General features: G+C 45.0%; 19 protein-coding genes and 4 tRNA genes. 19 read left to right on the top strand and 4 right to left on the bottom strand.

The window, feature by feature from the left end; all coding sequences use genetic code 11:
- Positions 1-3: 3 nt before the first annotated feature.
- On the bottom strand, positions 4-1,326 hold the full coding sequence (gene rhlB, locus OCU60_RS16180; protein ID WP_074372996.1) for an ATP-dependent RNA helicase RhlB: 1,323 nt from the start codon (positions 1,324-1,326) through the stop codon (positions 4-6).
- Between the two features lie 111 nt (positions 1,327-1,437).
- Here rhlB and trxA point away from each other — a divergent pair, with 111 nt between their 5' ends.
- The 6 genes from trxA to fre all read left to right on the top strand — a co-directional run bounded on the left by trxA (position 1,438) and on the right by fre (position 6,924).
- On the top strand, positions 1,438-1,764 hold the full coding sequence (trxA, locus tag OCU60_RS16175; protein WP_074372997.1) for a thioredoxin TrxA: 327 nt from the start codon (positions 1,438-1,440) through the stop codon (positions 1,762-1,764).
- Positions 1,765-1,960: 196 nt separating this feature from the next.
- The gene (gene rho / locus OCU60_RS16170) at positions 1,961-3,220 is read left to right on the top strand and encodes a transcription termination factor Rho (protein WP_074372998.1); all 1,260 of its coding nucleotides are present in this window, start codon (positions 1,961-1,963) and stop codon (positions 3,218-3,220) included.
- Between the two features lie 112 nt (positions 3,221-3,332).
- A complete protein-coding gene (locus tag OCU60_RS16165) occupies positions 3,333-4,319 on the top strand; it encodes a hypothetical protein (protein ID WP_074372999.1) in 987 nt (328 codons plus the stop codon).
- 140 nt (positions 4,320-4,459) lie between these two features.
- A complete protein-coding gene (gene ubiD, locus OCU60_RS16160) occupies positions 4,460-5,926 on the top strand; it encodes a 4-hydroxy-3-polyprenylbenzoate decarboxylase (protein WP_074373000.1) in 1,467 nt (488 codons plus the stop codon).
- The gene (locus tag OCU60_RS16155; RefSeq protein ID WP_074373001.1) at positions 5,923-6,192 is read left to right on the top strand and encodes a 2Fe-2S iron-sulfur cluster-binding protein; all 270 of its coding nucleotides are present in this window, start codon (positions 5,923-5,925) and stop codon (positions 6,190-6,192) included. Before ubiD ends, OCU60_RS16155 begins: the two co-directional genes overlap by 4 nt.
- A gap of 15 nt (positions 6,193-6,207) precedes the next feature.
- Positions 6,208-6,924, top strand: coding sequence for an NAD(P)H-flavin reductase (gene fre / locus OCU60_RS16150; protein ID WP_074373002.1), 717 nt, complete (start codon positions 6,208-6,210; stop codon positions 6,922-6,924).
- 78 nt (positions 6,925-7,002) lie between these two features.
- On the opposite strand, the gene pssA is transcribed toward fre, so the two are convergent.
- The gene (pssA, locus tag OCU60_RS16145; RefSeq protein WP_074373003.1) at positions 7,003-8,343 is read right to left on the bottom strand and encodes a CDP-diacylglycerol--serine O-phosphatidyltransferase; all 1,341 of its coding nucleotides are present in this window, start codon (positions 8,341-8,343) and stop codon (positions 7,003-7,005) included.
- A 148-nt stretch (positions 8,344-8,491) separates the two neighbouring features.
- Positions 8,492-8,932, bottom strand: a complete 441-nt coding sequence (locus OCU60_RS16140; protein WP_074373004.1) for a GNAT family N-acetyltransferase — start codon at positions 8,930-8,932, stop codon at positions 8,492-8,494.
- A 64-nt stretch (positions 8,933-8,996) separates the two neighbouring features.
- On the opposite strand from OCU60_RS16140, the gene murB reads away from it, so the two are divergent.
- Positions 8,997-10,043, top strand: a complete 1,047-nt coding sequence (gene murB, locus OCU60_RS16135) for a UDP-N-acetylmuramate dehydrogenase (RefSeq protein WP_074373005.1) — start codon at positions 8,997-8,999, stop codon at positions 10,041-10,043.
- The gene (gene birA, locus OCU60_RS16130; protein ID WP_074373006.1) at positions 10,040-11,017 is read left to right on the top strand and encodes a bifunctional biotin--[acetyl-CoA-carboxylase] ligase/biotin operon repressor BirA; all 978 of its coding nucleotides are present in this window, start codon (positions 10,040-10,042) and stop codon (positions 11,015-11,017) included. Before murB ends, birA begins: the two co-directional genes overlap by 4 nt.
- 150 nt (positions 11,018-11,167) lie before the next feature.
- Here birA and coaA read toward each other — a convergent pair whose 3' ends face one another.
- Positions 11,168-12,091 carry a type I pantothenate kinase gene (gene coaA / locus OCU60_RS16125; RefSeq protein WP_074373007.1) on the bottom strand — a complete coding sequence of 308 codons (924 nt, stop codon included), beginning with the start codon at positions 12,089-12,091 and terminating at the stop codon, positions 11,168-11,170.
- Between the two features lie 208 nt (positions 12,092-12,299).
- Here coaA and OCU60_RS16120 point away from each other — a divergent pair.
- From OCU60_RS16120 to rplL, 11 genes are all read left to right on the top strand, one after another.
- Positions 12,300-12,375: transfer RNA gene (locus OCU60_RS16120), tRNA-Thr, on the top strand.
- A gap of 38 nt (positions 12,376-12,413) precedes the next feature.
- Positions 12,414-12,498 (top strand) — tRNA-Tyr (locus tag OCU60_RS16115).
- Between the two features lie 38 nt (positions 12,499-12,536).
- Positions 12,537-12,611, top strand: a tRNA-Gly gene (locus OCU60_RS16110).
- Positions 12,612-12,623: 12 nt separating this feature from the next.
- Positions 12,624-12,699: transfer RNA gene (locus OCU60_RS16105), tRNA-Thr, on the top strand.
- Positions 12,700-12,799: 100 nt separating this feature from the next.
- Positions 12,800-13,984, top strand: a complete 1,185-nt coding sequence (tuf, locus tag OCU60_RS16100; protein WP_182287820.1) for an elongation factor Tu — start codon at positions 12,800-12,802, stop codon at positions 13,982-13,984.
- Positions 13,985-14,200: 216 nt separating this feature from the next.
- Positions 14,201-14,584: a preprotein translocase subunit SecE gene (gene secE / locus OCU60_RS16095; RefSeq protein ID WP_074372907.1), complete on the top strand. Its 384-nt coding sequence runs from the start codon at positions 14,201-14,203 to the stop codon at positions 14,582-14,584.
- Between the two features lie 12 nt (positions 14,585-14,596).
- The gene (gene nusG / locus OCU60_RS16090) at positions 14,597-15,145 is read left to right on the top strand and encodes a transcription termination/antitermination protein NusG (RefSeq protein WP_074372908.1); all 549 of its coding nucleotides are present in this window, start codon (positions 14,597-14,599) and stop codon (positions 15,143-15,145) included.
- Between the two features lie 129 nt (positions 15,146-15,274).
- Complete coding sequence (gene rplK, locus OCU60_RS16085; protein WP_021021755.1) at positions 15,275-15,703, top strand: 50S ribosomal protein L11; 429 nt, start codon at positions 15,275-15,277, stop codon at positions 15,701-15,703.
- A 4-nt stretch (positions 15,704-15,707) separates the two neighbouring features.
- A complete protein-coding gene (rplA, locus tag OCU60_RS16080) occupies positions 15,708-16,409 on the top strand; it encodes a 50S ribosomal protein L1 (RefSeq protein WP_074372909.1) in 702 nt (233 codons plus the stop codon).
- Positions 16,410-16,673: 264 nt separating this feature from the next.
- The gene (gene rplJ / locus OCU60_RS16075; RefSeq protein ID WP_074372910.1) at positions 16,674-17,165 is read left to right on the top strand and encodes a 50S ribosomal protein L10; all 492 of its coding nucleotides are present in this window, start codon (positions 16,674-16,676) and stop codon (positions 17,163-17,165) included.
- 57 nt (positions 17,166-17,222) lie between these two features.
- Positions 17,223-17,591, top strand: a complete 369-nt coding sequence (gene rplL, locus OCU60_RS16070; RefSeq protein ID WP_074372911.1) for a 50S ribosomal protein L7/L12 — start codon at positions 17,223-17,225, stop codon at positions 17,589-17,591.
- Positions 17,592-17,684: the final 93 nt, after the last annotated feature.

The following is a 17,684-nucleotide window of genomic DNA, read 5'->3' as shown; positions in this document are numbered from 1 at the left end:
CACTCAGCTATTTTTATTCTGGTGGTTGTTTTGTCGCGGCCGTTTTCTGGATGGATTATTACCTCGTCCATTCTGACGTCCAGACCGTGAACCACCAGTATTGGTTCTTCTTGATGTTTTTGATGAAGCAAGTTTTAACGGACTGGGTAAATCAGTTAATAGTGCCGATGAATCATAATCAGAAACCGGAATTGAATGTTCGATATATGTTTCTATTCCCGGCACATTGATCGCGTATTCTTCGCAGGCGAAGCTAATCGAATGACCACTTTCTCCGGCTCTGCCCGTCCGGCCAATCCGGTGTACATAATCTTCACTGTCGTCTGGTAAATCGTAGTTAAAGACGTGAGTTACCTGAGGGATATGTAGTCCTCGCGCAGCAACGTCGGTCGCGACTAAAATATCCAACTGGCCCTGCGTAAATTGCTCTAGAATGCGTTCCCGTTTTTTCTGCGGCACATCACCGGTCAGTAGTCCGACGCGATGCCCATCGGCAGCCAGATGTCCCCAGACTCGTTCACACTTATGTTTGGTATTGGCAAAAATGATTGCTCTGTCCGGCCACTCTTCTTCAATGAGGGTTTGTAACAAAGCCATTTTGTGCTCATTCGAGGGGTAAAACAGTTCTTCTTTAATTCGATGTCCGGTTTTTTGCGACGGTTCGACGACAACATGCTCCGGACTGTTCATGTGCTCAAATGCTAATTCCTGAACCCGATAAGAGAGGGTGGCGGAGAATAACATGTTCAGTCGGTTCTTCGGTGGCGGCATTCGGCGGAACAGAAAACGAATATCCTTGATAAAACCGAGATCAAACATTCGGTCTGCTTCATCGAGAACGACCACCTGAATATGGTTCAGATTGAACACTTTTTGTTTGTAGAAATCGATAATCCGACCGGTGGTTCCGATAAGAATATCAACACCTTGTTGTAACTTGGACTGCTGTTTATCGTAACTTTCACCACCATAAGCCAGTGCGACTTTTAAGCCGGTACTTTGAACGAGTGGTTCTGCATCGTTAAAAATTTGTATCGCTAACTCACGAGTTGGTGCCATAATAATTGCTCGTGGCTGTGTTGGCTCCCGCTCTTCTTGAGCAGGTGTTGTTAGCAGATGATTAAAGGTTGCAGCAAGAAACGCAAGCGTTTTACCAGTCCCTGTTTGGGCCTGGCCTGCAATGTCATGGCCGGAGAGCACTACCGGCAGCGCCAAGGCTTGGATTGGGGTGCAATAAGCGAACCCTTTTTGTTCCAAACCTGCGGTGACTTGAGGGGCTAAACCCAAGTCGGCGAATTTTTGCTCTGTGATATGCGTCTTTTTCATCACTATAGAATATCAGCTTAAGCTTGCAATACGGAAGTAAATACATTCCAATAGAGCATCAAAATTACTGGTTGTTATGCAACTGGTCCAAGAAAATACATTGGAGTTAAGATGAGTGATAAGATTTTGCAGCTCACCGATGACACATTTGAAAGTAGTGTGACCGATGCTAAAGTTCCTGTACTTATTGATTTCTGGGCAGAATGGTGTGGTCCATGCAAAATGATTGCACCGATTTTGGATGAAATAGCGAATGAGTACGAAGGTAAGATCAAGATTGGTAAATTAAATATCGATCAAAATGCAGGTACGCCAGCAAAGTATGGTATTCGTGGTATCCCAACATTGCTTCTGTTTAAAAATGGTAGTGTTGCAGCAACAAAAGTTGGTGCGTTGTCAAAGACTCAGCTCAAAGAGTTTTTAGACGCCAATTTATAATGGCTGAAAACCGTACATAGAGATATGTACGGTTTTGCACATGGAAATAAAACAAAATCTAGACTAGCCTGATAAATAGTGCTAGGTTATCGCACACTAATGAATCATATGTTCACTTCTTGGTCAATCCTGAGGCCAAATCCATCTTAACACTACTAAACAGATCCTAATTTTGACTAAACAAGTATCCACCACAATGAATTTAACAGAATTAAAGAACAACCCTGTGTCTGAGCTCGTGCAGCTGGGTGAAAGCTTGGGGCTTGAAAACCTCGCGCGTTTAAGAAAACAAGACATTATCTTCTCTATTTTAAAAGCTCACGCAAAAAGTGGTGAAGACATCTTTGGTGATGGCGTATTAGAAATTCTCCAGGACGGCTTTGGTTTTTTGCGTAGTGCAGACAGCTCTTATCTGGCTGGGCCGGACGATATTTATGTGTCACCGAGTCAGATTCGTCGTTTCAACCTGCGTACAGGTGATTCAATTGCTGGGAAGATTCGGCCACCGAAAGAAGGTGAACGCTACTTTGCGTTACTCAAAGTCAATACCGTCAATGCTGATAAACCAGATAACGCCCGAAATAAGATTCTGTTTGAAAACCTGACACCGCTACATGCCAATGAACGAATGGTGATGGAACGCGGCAACGGTTCGACTGAAGATATTACCGCTCGTGTCTTGGATTTAGCATCACCAATCGGAAAAGGTCAGCGTGGCTTGATTGTTGCACCACCGAAGGCTGGTAAAACGATGCTGCTGCAAAACATTGCTCAGAGTATTGCTTACAACCATCCCGAGTGTATTTTGATGGTGTTGCTGATTGACGAACGTCCGGAAGAAGTGACAGAAATGCAACGTTTGGTTAAAGGTGAAGTTATTGCTTCTACCTTTGATGAACCGGCATCTCGTCACGTTCAAGTGGCAGAAATGGTCATTGAGAAGGCGAAACGTTTGGTTGAACACAAGAAAGACGTTGTGATTTTATTGGATTCAATTACACGTTTGGCGCGTGCATATAACACGGTTGTTCCTTCTTCGGGCAAAGTCCTGACTGGTGGTGTGGACGCGAATGCGCTCCATCGTCCTAAGCGTTTCTTCGGTGCGGCTCGGAATGTTGAAGAAGGCGGTAGTTTGACGATTATCGCGACAGCCTTGGTTGATACCGGTTCGAAAATGGACGAAGTTATCTACGAAGAGTTTAAAGGGACAGGGAATATGGAATTACACCTGAACCGTAAGATAGCAGAAAAACGTGTCTTCCCTGCGATCGACTTCAACCGTTCCGGAACACGTCGTGAAGAGTTGCTGACCAAAACTGACGAGTTACAGAAAATGTGGATTTTGCGCAGAATCGTTCACCCGATGGGGGAAACCGATGCGATGGAATTCCTCATTGATAAACTGGCGATGACAAAGACGAATGATGAGTTCTTTGATGCGATGAGACGCCAGTAAAATCTAGACTGTTCTAATCATGAAAGCGCCACCGGAAACGGTGGCGCTTTTTCTTGCATTTCATAAAAGATGCACCGAAAATGAAAATTAGATGTTACATGGAGGTTAACACATGCCACAAGGAACGTGGGTATCGCAACTCCTGCTCTGTTGTTGTTTCATTTGCTTTTCGGTTGCTGCGCAATCATTGGATGCACAAAGCCGTAATCAGCTGTTACAAGCCCCCACAGTTCAGCACCAAGTTGAAGCGTTCAAACAGCTGATTGCTGATGATCAAATTGATTCTTTAAATTTTGCTTTACAACGGTTGGCCTTGCCTCAGCAAGAGGCTGTTCGTTTTTTATTACTCCGGGCTCTCGAACAAGAAAAAACTATCTTTTCTGCACAAGTGGAGCGCTTTATCGAACAACAGCGTTTGATTTCACCGGTTTACTATCTCACCAATCAAAGTGAAGGATTCGAATTTTCTACACCGGCATTTGATTATCCTTCGGTTGCCAATCGCTTAGTCAAAACCTGGCAACAGGAGAAAAGTGTCCTCGATTTTGTGCTAAAAGTTGAACAGCATGATCTGCCGTTACAACCATGGTTATCCAAAAATAAACGTCAGCTTCATGCCCGGGAATCTTTGTTGATTCAGGAGTTGGGGAGCTTATCGGAGTCGGGGCTGGATTATTTGGCAAAGCAAGTGATTGATGCAAGTATTCGTAGCTGGTTGCCTTCGACGCGAGTCATGGTTGCACTGGCTCGGACAAGTCAGAATCAAGATGTTTATCGGTTATTGTGGTTGATGAAATCAGATGTTCACTCTGTAGCTGAATTGACCCGGCTGTCTGGTTTGACGGATGATTTTTCGGTGCAGCAAGTGATGGCGGCTAGCAAGAACCCGAGTTTGAGAGCACAGGCGATTGAGGCTTTAGTTCTGCTTAATCCGATGCCTGAACCGGTCAAAACTTATTTGGTTCAGGCGCTGAGTCAAGAAAAAGCGCCCTATGCTGCACAAGTATTGGTGAATGCCGGATATGGTAATTGGCTGGATGAATTGCTAAAAGCAAACCGTCAAATGAAGCTTCGTGTACTGAGTCAGGCATTGAGATAGCCACACCATGTTTTATCGCCGACTGCTTTATGGCAGCACCATTGAAGAACTCAAGAACGTTAACACTATAGGAAAAAGAAAATTCAGAGTTGTTTCGTTTTTGTTATACTGCTTCGATATCACATTCAGGCAGAAGTCTTATGATTTTTAAGGATTTACGCGATTTTATCGACTATTTGGAAAAGCATGGTCAATTGAAACGTATTCATCATCCGATTGACCCTCAATATGAAATGACTGAGATCTGTGATCGGACCTTAAGAGCGGGCGGGCCTGCACTTTTATTTGAAAATCCAGTTGGGTATGACATCCCGGTACTGGCAAATCTGTTTGGTACGCCGCAACGCGTCGCGATGGGGATGGGGCGTGTTGATGTCAGTGAGCTTCGTGAAATCGGCCAGTTGCTTGCCTACCTTAAAGAACCTGAGCCGCCCAAAGGCTTTAAGGATGCACTCGATAAACTCCCGGTTTTTAAGCAGGTCTTAAATATGCCGGTGAAACGTTTGAAAAAAGCGTCTTGTCAGGAAATCATCTGGCAAGGTGATGATGTTGATTTGGATAGAATTCCGGTGATGCGTTGTTGGCCGGGTGATGTGGCTCCGCTGTTAACCTGGGGGCTGACGATCACGAAGGGACCGACGAAAAAACGACAAAATTTAGGGATCTACCGACAACAGAAACTCAGTAAAAATAAAGTGATCATGCGTTGGTTTCAGCATCGTGGCGGTGCATTAGATTTCCGGGATTGGCAAGTTGAGCGTCCCGGGGAACCATTTCCGGTCTCTGTCGCTTTCGGCGCTGATCCGGCCACAATTCTGGGGGCTGTGACGCCAGTGCCAGATGCACTTTCCGAATATGCATTTGCCGGATTGTTGAGAGGCAGTAAGACCGAAGTTGTCCAATCAATCAGTAATGATCTGGAAGTGCCGGCTAGCGCAGAGATTGTGCTCGAAGGATATATTGATCCGAATGAGTATGCAGACGAAGGACCTTATGGCGATCATACTGGCTATTTTAATGAGGTTGAGCGTCATCATGTCTTTACTGTAACTCATGTGACAATGAGAAAGCAGCCGATTTATCATAGTACTTATACGGGAAGACCACCGGATGAACCAGCCGTTCTCGGGGAAGCATTGAACGAAGTTTTTGTCCCTATTTTACAAAAGCAGTTTCCGGAAATTGTCGACTTTTATCTTCCCCCCGAAGGATGTTCCTATCGGATGGCTGTCGTAACGATCAAGAAGCAGTATCCCGGTCATGCCAAGCGAGTCATGATGGGAGTTTGGTCTTTCTTACGTCAATTTATGTATACCAAGTTTGTGATTGTCTGTGATGATGATATCAATGCTCGAGATTGGAAAGATGTCATCTGGGCGATAACGACGCGGATGGATCCTGCCCGGGATACGACGATGGTCGAAAACACGCCAATTGATTCTCTGGATTTTGCATCACCGGTTTCAGGGCTTGGCTCTAAAATGGGATTGGATGCAACCAATAAATGGGCAGGCGAGACAGCCAGAGAGTGGGGTAAGGAGATCCGTAAAGATCCGGAAGTTGTTCGCAAAATCGATGCGATCTGGGATGAGTTAGGAATCTTATGACCTTTACGGTACGCTTGCTGCCCGAAGATCTTGAATTCACTATAGAGCGCGGTCAAACCGTGTTGGATGCGGCAATTCGTCAGCAGATCCCTTTCCCATATCGTTGTCGGGTTGGTGCGTGTGGGATGTGTTTGTGCAAAAAGCTTTCGGGAGAAGTTTCTTATCAACTCGAACCAATGCTGACGGAAGAAGAGCAGTCTCAGGGATGGATATTTTCCTGTCAGGCTTATGCTCAAACTCATTTAGTCCTTACTTGGGATGAGTAAGGAAGAGGAATTAGAATGATCATAACATGTAAAGTAAACTCAGTTCAGCCTTTAGCCAGTAATACATACCGTATTCTTCTCCAACCTGCGTCACCCGTTGATTTCCATGCAGGTCAGTACCTGATGGTGGTGATGGCAGAGGGAGATAAACGTCCGTTCTCGATTGCCAGTAGCCCATGCCGGCAAGGTGGCGAACTTGAATTACATATTGGTGCTGCTGAACATAACGCTTATGCCAGTGAAGTTGTTGATGCGATGAATGCCGCGTTGCAGCACGATGGCGAGATCACCATTGATATACCTCATGGGGATGCTTGGCTGAAAGAAGATACGACGCGTCCTTTATTGCTGATTGCCGGTGGTACAGGATTCAGTTATGTACGCTCGATTCTGGATCATTGCCTGAACCAGAATATTCAGCGTGATATCTTTCTTTATTGGGGAGCAAAAGATGTGCTCCAGCTCTATGCATTCGACGAATTACGTAATTTAGCGACTCAACATACCAGACTCACGTTTACGCCAGTTGTCGAGATATCAACCGATCCGCTTTGGGACGGAAAAGTCGGCAATGTATTGCAAGCCGTCAGTGCTGATTTCGAATCGTTGGAAGAATTTGATATCTATATTGCGGGTCGATTTGATATGGCAGGGGCCGCTCGGGAACAGTTTACTCAAAATAAGCACGCGAGAAGTGAACGTATCTATGGCGACGCATTTGCATTTATCTGAGTCGAACTGTCATGATATGCACGAAAAAGCCTCCGTTCGGAGGCTTTTTTAATGCGTGAAATGGATGTCTGAATCCATCTAAAGAATCTGCTTTAAAATCCGGTCAGCTTTTACCCGACGAATCCGTTTCAGTAAGCGTTGAACCTCGGGCGGATAATTTTCGAAATCGTCCAACTGCTTATAAGTACAGACTAACTGTGTGTGCTGCAGGATGTTGTCGAATTCTTGTTCAAATTGAGTCTGAAGATGGGCATGGTGATCCTGAATCAAAATGCCGTTTTCCAGATCAAGCTTCCACGCTCTGGGATTGAGGTTATTGCCGGTGATAATCATATAACGTTTATCGACCCATACCCCTTTTAAGTGAAAACTGTTGTCATTATGTTTCCACAGATGAATCGATAATTGCCGACTGGCAATTCTGGCTTCGTTCGATTTAGCAAAACGACGCAGATTCAATTCATATAAATAGGGCAATCCCCCGATGGTCTTAAATGTTTCTTCTGGTGGAATATAAAAATCATTCGCGGTTTTATCGCCCACGATAATATGAATTTTTACACCACGCTTGAGGGCTTTTTTGACCTGAGTAGCAATAGTATGCGGGAAATTAAAATAAGGCGTACAGATAATAATTTCTTCTTTCGCCTGAGCAACCAGGTGATTGATATATTGATTTAAGCGATTACTTCGCTTACCAACGCCAACTAATGGCGTCAGACCGATCTGGTCCTGCGAGACTGGCTGATCAGGCACCTGATAGGTTGCTTGTGCCAACTGGGTCCGAAACTGGCGAATGATCGTTTTCAAATCCTTCGTTGCAGGACGTAACGGATTGGCCAGGTTATTGACTGCCGGATGAGATAATAAGTGATCACGGATAAACTCGACCATCGAGTCGGCAAGAGAGCGGTTGTGGAATGAGTGATAGCGGTCAAAACGGTAACGATTCTGATAATGCAGATAGATGTTGTTCAGGCTTGCACCACTGTAGATAACTTCATCATCAACAATGAAGCCTTTGAGGTGCAGCACTCCGAACACTTCCCGTCCTCGGACTGGGATACCATAAACCGCGATAGGATGTTCACTGTCTTGGGCAAATGATTCATACATCACTGCATTTCCCTGAGACTGTTTTGCACCGATCAGGCCTCTTTGAGCGCGGTGCCAGTCCACACAGATCACGATCTCCAGTTGCGGATTTCTTTGTTTCGCTGCATAAAGCTCCGACAGGATTTCCTGACCGGCATCATCAGCTTCAAGGTAGAGTGCAACAATATAAATTCTGTGATTGGCTTGTCGAATCGCCTGAATCAAGTGATGCCGAAATTGTTCTGCGGAGTACAGGACTTGAAAATCTTTCGGCTCTAACGCAATAGTGGGTAGCTGTTCGAATAGATTTCTACGAGCAATCATCGTGGATGCGGTACCTTTAATTCAAGTGGATGCGATATAGCAAAGCCCTGATACTATCAAATTCGATGAATGAATTGCTATATCTAAGTCACTTCAAGACCGATCATTTCTGCTCGTCAGCAAAAAATGGACAGAAAATGATAGCACCTTAATTCTGAAATGGCGGAAAATATCGCATCGGAGTGATATCTCTGCCTTGATGACGGTAACGTTGATAGAGATGATTTATTTCTGCCGGCAGCACTTGTGGTGATTGAACTACAAAATGATGTTGATAATAAAAATTCTCTAAATGACGATAAGCAAAACAGAAGACATGCTGATTGAGAACATGGGTTTCACAGTAATTCAGTAGCTGATGACCAATGCCTTGAGCGCGCAATTCTTTGGCGACGGCCATTCCCGTTAAAAGCAGATGGGAAGTTCCAATATGGCGGAAGCGCACCACAGCACAGAGTTGATTGGCAACACTCGCAGTATAAATGCGTTCATTGCGTTTCGGTTTTGCTGTCGGGTAGTGCTGTTTATAAAAGCGTTGCACCAAAGGAAGTTTGAGTGGATCTAACATTTCAAAAGATAAATGATCCATAGGATGTCTGAATGGTCCTCATCTGATATAGAATAGCCGTAGTCTATGTGATTTAAAGAAAACCATGCAAATATATCTCAACGAAAATCTCAGTGCTTATCATACGTTTGGTATTGAGCAGTCTTGTCAGGTGTTGGTGACAGTCAATACTGTTGCAGAATTAATTGATGTTTATCGTCACCCAGAATGGCAATTGTTGCCAAAAATCGTGCTCGGCAAAGGCAGTAATGTGTTGTTTTCCGAGTTCTATGAAGGTGTCGTGATTATCAATCAACTGCGGGGGATTGATGTCCGGGAAGATGAAAGTCACTATTTTCTTCATGTTCAGGGCGGAGAAGACTGGCCTGAATTGGTGAGATGGAGCGTATCGCAGCAGATTCCCGGATTGGAGAATTTAGCTATGATTCCCGGGTGTGCCGGAAGTGCGCCAATCCAGAATATCGGTGCTTATGGTCTCGAATTTCAGGATGTATGTGACTATGTTGATTATCTCTGTCTCAAGACGTTTCAAATCATTCGCTTGAATCGTGCTGAATGTTTATTTGGTTACCGTGATTCGATTTTCAAACATCAGCTTTACCAGCAGGCCGTTGTTGTCGGTGTCGGACTTAAGCTTGCTAAAGCATGGCAACCTCGTCTGAAGTATGGGCCATTGCAACAGTTAGCAAGTCATTGCTCATCCGCTGAAGTCTTTGACTGTATCTGTGATATCCGCACCCGTAAACTGCCTGATCCGACAGTGATCGGTAACGCTGGTAGCTTTTTTAAGAATCCGGTTCTGACAGCGGCACAATTTGAGGCGCTGGCTGCGAATTATCCGGAGGTTGTGAGTTATCCCGCATCATCGGGAATGAAAGTCGCAGCCGGCTGGCTGATCGATCAATGTGGTTTGAAAGGGTTTCAAATTGGTGGCGCTGCTATTCACGAACAACAAGCGTTAGTTTTGATTAATCGTCAGCATGCGACGGCATCGGATGTCATTCAGCTTGCCACTCATGTATACCGTTGTGTCTACGAAAAATATGGTGTTGCTTTGGAGCACGAAGTACGATTTATCGGTCGCAGCAGCGAAGTTTATTTGGATATGTGGCTGAAGGAGCAACAATTATGAAAGAACATCATGCCAAGCTGACGATTCTGTCAACCTTAGCCGATGGTGGTTTTCATTCCGGTGAAGCATTGGGGGCCGCTTTAGGGATCTCCAGAGCTGCCATCAGTAAACATATCCGAGGAATTCAGGATTGGGGCGTTGATATCTTTCGCGTGCAAGGGAAGGGATATCAACTGGCTCAGCCGATGCAGTTACTGGATCAACATTATATTCAACCTCAAGTTTCGACACCGGTATATTTGCACCCGATCATTGATTCGACCAACCAGTATCTATTGGATCGTGTCGGTTCGTTAACCTCCGGGACGGTTTGTCTTGCTGAATATCAGCAAAAAGGCCGGGGACGGCGGGGCAGACACTGGGTCTCTCCATTTGGAGCAAACTTATATTTCTCAATGTACTGGCGACTGGATGCAGGCATGGCAGCAGCCATGGGGCTGAGTTTGGTTGTTGGCGTTGCCGTTGTTGATGCACTGAAAACGCTCGGTGTTGATGATATTAAACTGAAATGGCCCAATGATTTGTACTATCAGGATAAGAAACTGGCCGGTATTTTGGTTGAAATGTCAGGGCAAGCCGGTGAAGCCGCACATCTCGTCATTGGTATGGGGATGAATTTATCTATGGCACCGCAGACGCAACAAATTGATCAACCTTGGAGTAGTCTGGCTCAGGTGATCGGCAACGATCACATTGATCGTAATGCGCTCGCCGTTGCCTTGATTCAATCTTGGACGCGGACGCTGGAAACATACGAGAGAGAAGGGATGAATAACTTCGTCGAGAGATGGAATCAGGTCGATAACTTCATTGATCGTCCCGTTAAGCTATTCATGGGAGAGCGAGTGATCACGGGGATTGAACGGGGTATTGATGCCCACGGTGCTGTGTTATTGGAAACGGAGCGGGGGATTGAAAGTTATGTCGGTGGGGAGATTTCTCTGCGAAGTCATGATCATCCTGCAACGTCCTGAGTTATGCAGAGATTGAGATCATTTCAGGCATGGGGCATCGGTTTACTCAGGGTAATATGATGAGCCCCACTCAAAACTATGCTCACAGCAGCAAGCTATTGTCTGTCGTGGCAAAACGGCTGTCTTATCGAAACGACTGTCTTATCAAAACTATTGTCGTAGCAGAATTTCTTCAACGGTGTGGTTGATGCCCTTACGAAGTATCAGTTGTGCTCTTTCCCGCGTTGGTAAAATATTTTCCTGCAAGTTTTTCCCATTGATCGCTTTCCAGATATTCCTCGCGATAGAGTTGGCTTCCGACTCACTCAGTTTCGTGTAGTGACTAAAATAGGAACCCGGCCTTTTAAAGGCACTATGGCGGAACTTCATAAAACGTTCGATATACCACTTTTCAACGAGAGACGATTCAGCATCGACATAAATGGAGAAATCCAGAAAGTCTGAAATAAAAACGCGGTGCGGGGCATGGGGGTAATCCATCCCACTCTGTAAAACGTTGAGACCTTCGATCAACAAGATGTCGGGTGCATGAACCATTTTAACTTCATCGGTGATGTCATAAGTCAGATGAGAATAAATGGGGGCAGAGATGTTTTTCTTTCCTGCTTTGACATCAGAAACAAACTGTACCAGACGTTTAATATCGTACGATTCTGGAAATCCTTTTTTCTGCATGATGCCTTTTTCTAACAGCACCTCATTGGGATAAAGGAATCCGTCCGTGGTAATCAGTTCAACTTTGGGGTGGTTGTCCCAGCGAGACAATAACGCTTTGAGCAGCCTTGCTGTTGTGCTTTTCCCGACTGCGACACTGCCTGAGATACCAATAATAAACGGTGGTGCAATGTCGGTATGGCCTAAAAATTGGTTTAAGACAGTATTACGGCTTTGTCTGGCTGCAACGTAGAGATTCAGTAGTCGCGCTAATGGTAAATAGATTTCAACAGCTTCTTTCATACTTAATGATTCGTTGATGCCTTGTAGCTCAACTAAATCATCTTCTGACAAAGTCATGGGAACGGAGTTACGAAGATCCGACCACTGGCGTCTGTCGAATGAGAGATAAGGATCCATAATCTTTCCAACGGTAGAAATCGGATAAAAGAGCAACATACCTCAAGAAGAAGATAAAGCAACAAAGAATGGCTATATATTTCATCAGTTCCTACGAAAGCTGCTTGAAAAAACAACAAATAGATAAAAAGGAAATAAATTTGTATTTTTTTTCCTTGAAACACTTGCAAGCAAAGAAATCATTCAATAGAATTCGCCCCACTTATGCGCCGACTTAGCTCAGTAGGTAGAGCAACTGACTTGTAATCAGTAGGTCGCCAGTTCGATTCCGGCAGTCGGCACCAATTTCTCTTTGTTATATAAAGAGAAAATTTAAAAATTTGGAGGGGTTCCCGAGTGGCCAAAGGGAGCAGACTGTAAATCTGCCGGCACTGCCTTCGATGGTTCGAATCCGTCCCCCTCCACCATATTCTTAAGGAAATAGCTCTTAGGGTTAAATACGTGTGCGGGCATCGTATAATGGCTATTACCTCAGCCTTCCAAGCTGATGATGCGGGTTCGATTCCCGCTGCCCGCTCCAACCTTTCCGAGTGCTGATATAGCTCAGTCGGTAGAGCGCACCCTTGGTAAGGGTGAGGTCCCCAGTTCAAATCTGGGTATCAGCACCACTCTAAGCAAATATTTCCTTTTGTTATATACTTTACTACCAGTAAATTTTGGTTGCGTGGTCATGAAAGCCACCTTAATCCGTACCTAGAGGGACAACTGATGTCTAAAGAAAAATTTGAACGTACGAAACCGCACGTAAACGTTGGTACTATCGGCCACGTTGACCACGGTAAAACAACACTAACAGCAGCAATCTGTACGGTACTTGCTAAAGTACACGGCGGAGCAGCCCGTGACTTTGCGTCAATCGATAACGCACCAGAAGAGCGTGAGCGCGGCATCACGATCGCGACTTCGCACGTAGAGTACGATACTCCGTCACGTCACTACGCACACGTAGACTGTCCCGGACACGCTGACTATGTTAAAAACATGATCACAGGTGCGGCGCAGATGGATGGTGGTATCCTTGTTGTGGCAGCGACTGATGGTCCAATGCCGCAAACACGTGAGCACATCTTGCTTGGTCGTCAGGTAGGTATTCCTTACATCATCGTATTCATGAACAAATGTGACATGGTTGATGATGAAGAGTTGCTTGAGCTGGTAGAAATGGAAGTTCGTGAATTGCTTTCAGAATACGATTTCCCAGGAGACGATCTGCCAGTGATTCAGGGTTCAGCGCTGGGCGCACTGAACGGTGAAGCGCAATGGGAAGAGAAAATCGTTGAGTTAGCGAACGCACTTGATGAGTACATTCCAGAGCCAGAGCGAGTTATTGACCAAGCATTCCTGCTGCCAATCGAAGACGTTTTCTCAATTCAGGGCCGTGGAACAGTTGTTACAGGTCGTGTAGAGCAAGGTATCATCCGAGTTGGTGATGAAGTTGAAATTGTTGGTGTAAAAGATACAACGAAGACGACTTGTACAGGTGTAGAAATGTTCCGTAAACTGCTTGACGAAGGTCGTGCAGGTGAGAACGTAGGTGTGTTACTGCGTGGAACGAAGCGTGATGATGTAGAACGTGGTCAAGTTTTGGCGAAACCAGGTTCAATCACGCCGCATACGAAGTTTGAATCAGAAGTTTATGTGTTGTCGAAAGATGAAGGTGGTCGTCATACGCCATTCTTCAAAGGCTATCGACCACAGTTCTACTTCCGTACAACAGACGTAACAGGTAGCATCGAGCTTCCAGAAGGCGTAGAGATGGTCATGCCAGGCGATAACGTGAAAATGGTTGTAGACCTGATTGCACCAATCGCGATGGATGAAGGTCTGCGTTTTGCGATCCGTGAAGGCGGTCGTACAGTTGGTGCTGGTGTTGTAGCAAAAATCTTTGCATAATGATTTGACTCAGCACTAGTAAAAAGGGCATCATTTGATGCCCTTTTTCTGCGCTGAAGATTTATTTTGACGATTTGTTAGTCAAAAGTAAAAGGTTTGAGACAGAAAAGGTGTCTTTGTTTCTGAAAATAAGCATTTGAGGCTTATTTTTGTTAGTTTGCCCTGCAACAGTGGGGTTTATTGTCGTCTATATTTAGATTTGTGACAGGTTGGGTTATGAAAGCAAATCATGCTGAAACTCCTGAGAGCTCAAATGCAGCAGATAAACTGAAGTGGTTGATCGCTATTGTTCTGTTAGCTGCCGCTGTTGTGGGTAACTCCTTTTATGGTGAAACGGTTTCTGTCGTTATTCGTTCTGCTGGTGTTATTGTCTTAATTGCTGCCGCATTAGGTATTGCAGCGATTACTGTGAAAGGTAAAGAAGCGGTGAGCTTCGCGCGCGAAGCGCGTATGGAAATTCGCAAAGTAATATGGCCTACGCGCCAAGAAACTATACAAACCACATTAATTGTTCTGGCCGTCTGTGTTGTGATGGCTCTGGCACTATGGGGTATTGACGGTATTATGGTTCGCCTTGTTGCATTTGCGACTGGAGTATAGAGGGTTTAATTCATGAGTGAAGCTCCCAAAAAACGCTGGTATGTTGTTCAAGCCTTCTCTGGATTTGAAGGTCGAGTGGCGCAGTCACTACGTGAACATATCAAAATGCATGGAATGGAAGAGTCGTTTGGTGAAGTGTTAGTACCAACGGAAGAAGTTGTCGAAATGCGTGCTGGCCAACGCCGTAAAAGTGAAAGAAAGTTCTTCCCTGGCTATGTACTCGTCCAGATGTTCATGAATGATGAATCTTGGCACTTGGTGCGTAGTGTTCCCCGAGTGATGGGATTTATCGGTGGGACATCTGATCGTCCGGCTCCTATTACCGATAAAGAAGCCGATGCGATATTGAATCGTTTGGAGAAAGCGAACGAAGCACCACGGCCGAAAACGATGTTTGAAGCTGGTGAAGTCGTTCGGGTTAACGATGGGCCATTTGCTGACTTCAACGGTACTGTTGAAGAGGTTGATTACGAGAAGAGCCGTTTAAAAGTCTCTGTCTCAATATTCGGTCGGGCAACACCAGTCGAGCTTGAATTTGGTCAGGTTGAAAAACTAGATTAAAAAACCATCTTTTTAGACTTGTTTAAGGCGCGAGATTTGACTATAATTTCGCGCCTTTTTACAGGTCTTCACTAGAAACGGGGAGCTGATCAGTGGATTAGCGTTAGTACCCATTATGTAGGAAATATCATGGCTAAGAAAGTTGAAGCTTATATCAAGCTGCAAGTTGCAGCAGGTATGGCAAACCCAAGTCCACCAGTTGGTCCAGCACTGGGTCAGCGTGGTGTTAACATCATGGAATTCTGTAAAGCGTTTAACGCAAAAACAGAATCTGTAGAGAAAGGTCTTCCGATTCCAGTTGTTATCACTGTATACAGTGACCGTTCTTTCACTTTTGAAACTAAGACTCCACCAGCCGCTGTGCTTCTGAAGAAAGCTGCAGGCGTCAAGTCTGGCTCTGGTCGTCCTAATACAGAAAAAGTGGGTACAGTAACTGACGCGCAAATTCAGGAAATCGCAGAGACTAAAGCTGCGGATATGACTGGTGCAGATATCGAAGCAATGAAGCGTTCTATCGCGGGTACTGCTCGTTCAATGGGTCTAGTGGTAGAGGGTTAATATCATGGCAAAACTAACTAAGCGTATGCGCACTATCCGCGAAAAAGTGGATGCGACTAAAGAGTATGAAATCAACGAAGCTGTTGCATTACTGAAAGAGCTGGCGACTGCAAAATTTGTTGAATCTGTTGATGTTGCTGTGAACTTGGGTATTGATGCACGTAAATCCGATCAGAACGTTCGTGGTGCAACTGTACTGCCTCATGGTACTGGTCGTGAAGTCCGCGTTGCTGTTTTCACTCAAGGTGCAAACGCTGATGCAGCAAAAGAAGCCGGCGCTGACCTTGTTGGTATGGAAGATCTTGCTGAGCAAGTGAAAAAAGGCGAACTGAACTTTGACGTTGTCGTTGCATCTCCAGATGCAATGCGTGTTGTCGGTCAGTTAGGTACTATCCTTGGGCCTCGTGGCCTGATGCCAAACCCTAAAGTTGGTACTGTAACACCAAACGTTGCTGAAGCGGTTAAGAACGCGAAGGCTGGTCAGGTACGTTACCGTAATGACAAAAATGGGATCATCCATACAACAATCGGTAAGGTTTCTTTCGATGCTGAACAATTGAAAGAAAACTTAGAAGCACTGATTGTTGCACTGAAAAAAGCAAAACCATCTACATCGAAAGGGGCTTACGTGAGTAAAGTAAGTCTTTCTACAACGATGGGCGCTGGTGTTGCAATTGATCAGGCAACTTTAAGCACTCAAGCTTAATTTATTTGCTAAGGCGTAAAATTTATGTATAATCTTGCGCCTAATATTTGTGGTTGGGGCTGAATTTTAGTTCTTTGAACTATAACCCAGTCTCCGTCCAAGACCGTAGGCGTCGTCTCTGACGGCTTAATCAAACCTACGTAGATGGTGCCCGAACTGACGAAAGCTCTATTTTTATAACTTTCTTCTGGGACTGCACCTAAAAAGCTCTCACTGTTGATGAAAATAGTGAGTGGTGTAACGACAACCAGGAGTAAATCCAAGATGGCTTTAAATCTTCAAGACAAAAAAGCAATTGTTGCTGAAGTCAACGAAGCAGCCAGTGGTGCACTTTCTGCAGTTGTTGCTGATTCTCGTGGTGTTGAAGTGAGTGCGATGACTTCTCTACGTAAACAGGCTCGTGAAGCCGGTGTTTACATGAGAGTAGTTCGTAACACACTAGCACGCCGCGCAGTTGAAGGCACAGACTATGAATGCCTGAAAGAGGTATTCGTAGGTCCTACTTTGATTGGTTTCTCTAATGAGCACCCAGGTGCTGCAGCTCGTCTTTTCAAAGACTTTGCTAAAGAGAATAAAGATTTTGAGATCAAAGCAGCTGCATTCGAAGGTTCTATCGCTGATGTCGAAGTACTAGCAACTCTACCAACTTACGACGAAGCTATTGCACGTCTGATGATGTGTATGAAAGAAGCTTCTGCTGGCAAGTTGGCACGTACTATCGCTGCTATCCGCGACCAAAAACAAGAAGCTGCATAAGGCTTGCTTTTTACTGGTTGCTTATTAAACTAATTGTTGACTTAGAAGAGAATTGTTATGTCTATTACTAACGAGCAAATCCTAGACGCTGTTGCAGAAATGTCTGTAATGCAAGTTGTTGAACTGATCGAAGCAATGGAAGAGAAATTTGGTGTTTCTGCTGCCGCTGCTGTTGTTGCTGGCGGCGCTGCTGCTGGTGAAGCTGCTGTTGAACAAACTGAATTCGACGTAATCCTAACTGCTGCTGGCGGTAACAAAGTTTCTGTTATCAAAGCAGTACGTGGCGCAACTGGTCTGGGTCTGAAAGAAGCGAAAGCTCTTGTTGACGGTGCTCCGGCTGCGATCAAAGAAGGTATTGAGAAAGCAGAAGCTGAAGCTCTTAAAGCACAACTTGAAGAAGCTGGTGCAACTGTTGAGCTTAAGTAATTCTTACTTAATCGCTTAGCCGAAAGGCTAATGGCTGGTGGTTTATTGACCACCGGCCTTTTTGCGCTGTAGGGTGTCGATGAATTTTCCTAC

Source organism: Vibrio spartinae, from assembly GCF_024347135.1.
Lineage (GTDB): Bacteria > Pseudomonadota > Gammaproteobacteria > Enterobacterales > Vibrionaceae > Vibrio > Vibrio spartinae.
Note: the sequence above shows the minus strand (reverse complement) of the source record. Positions and strands in the feature narration are given on the sequence as shown.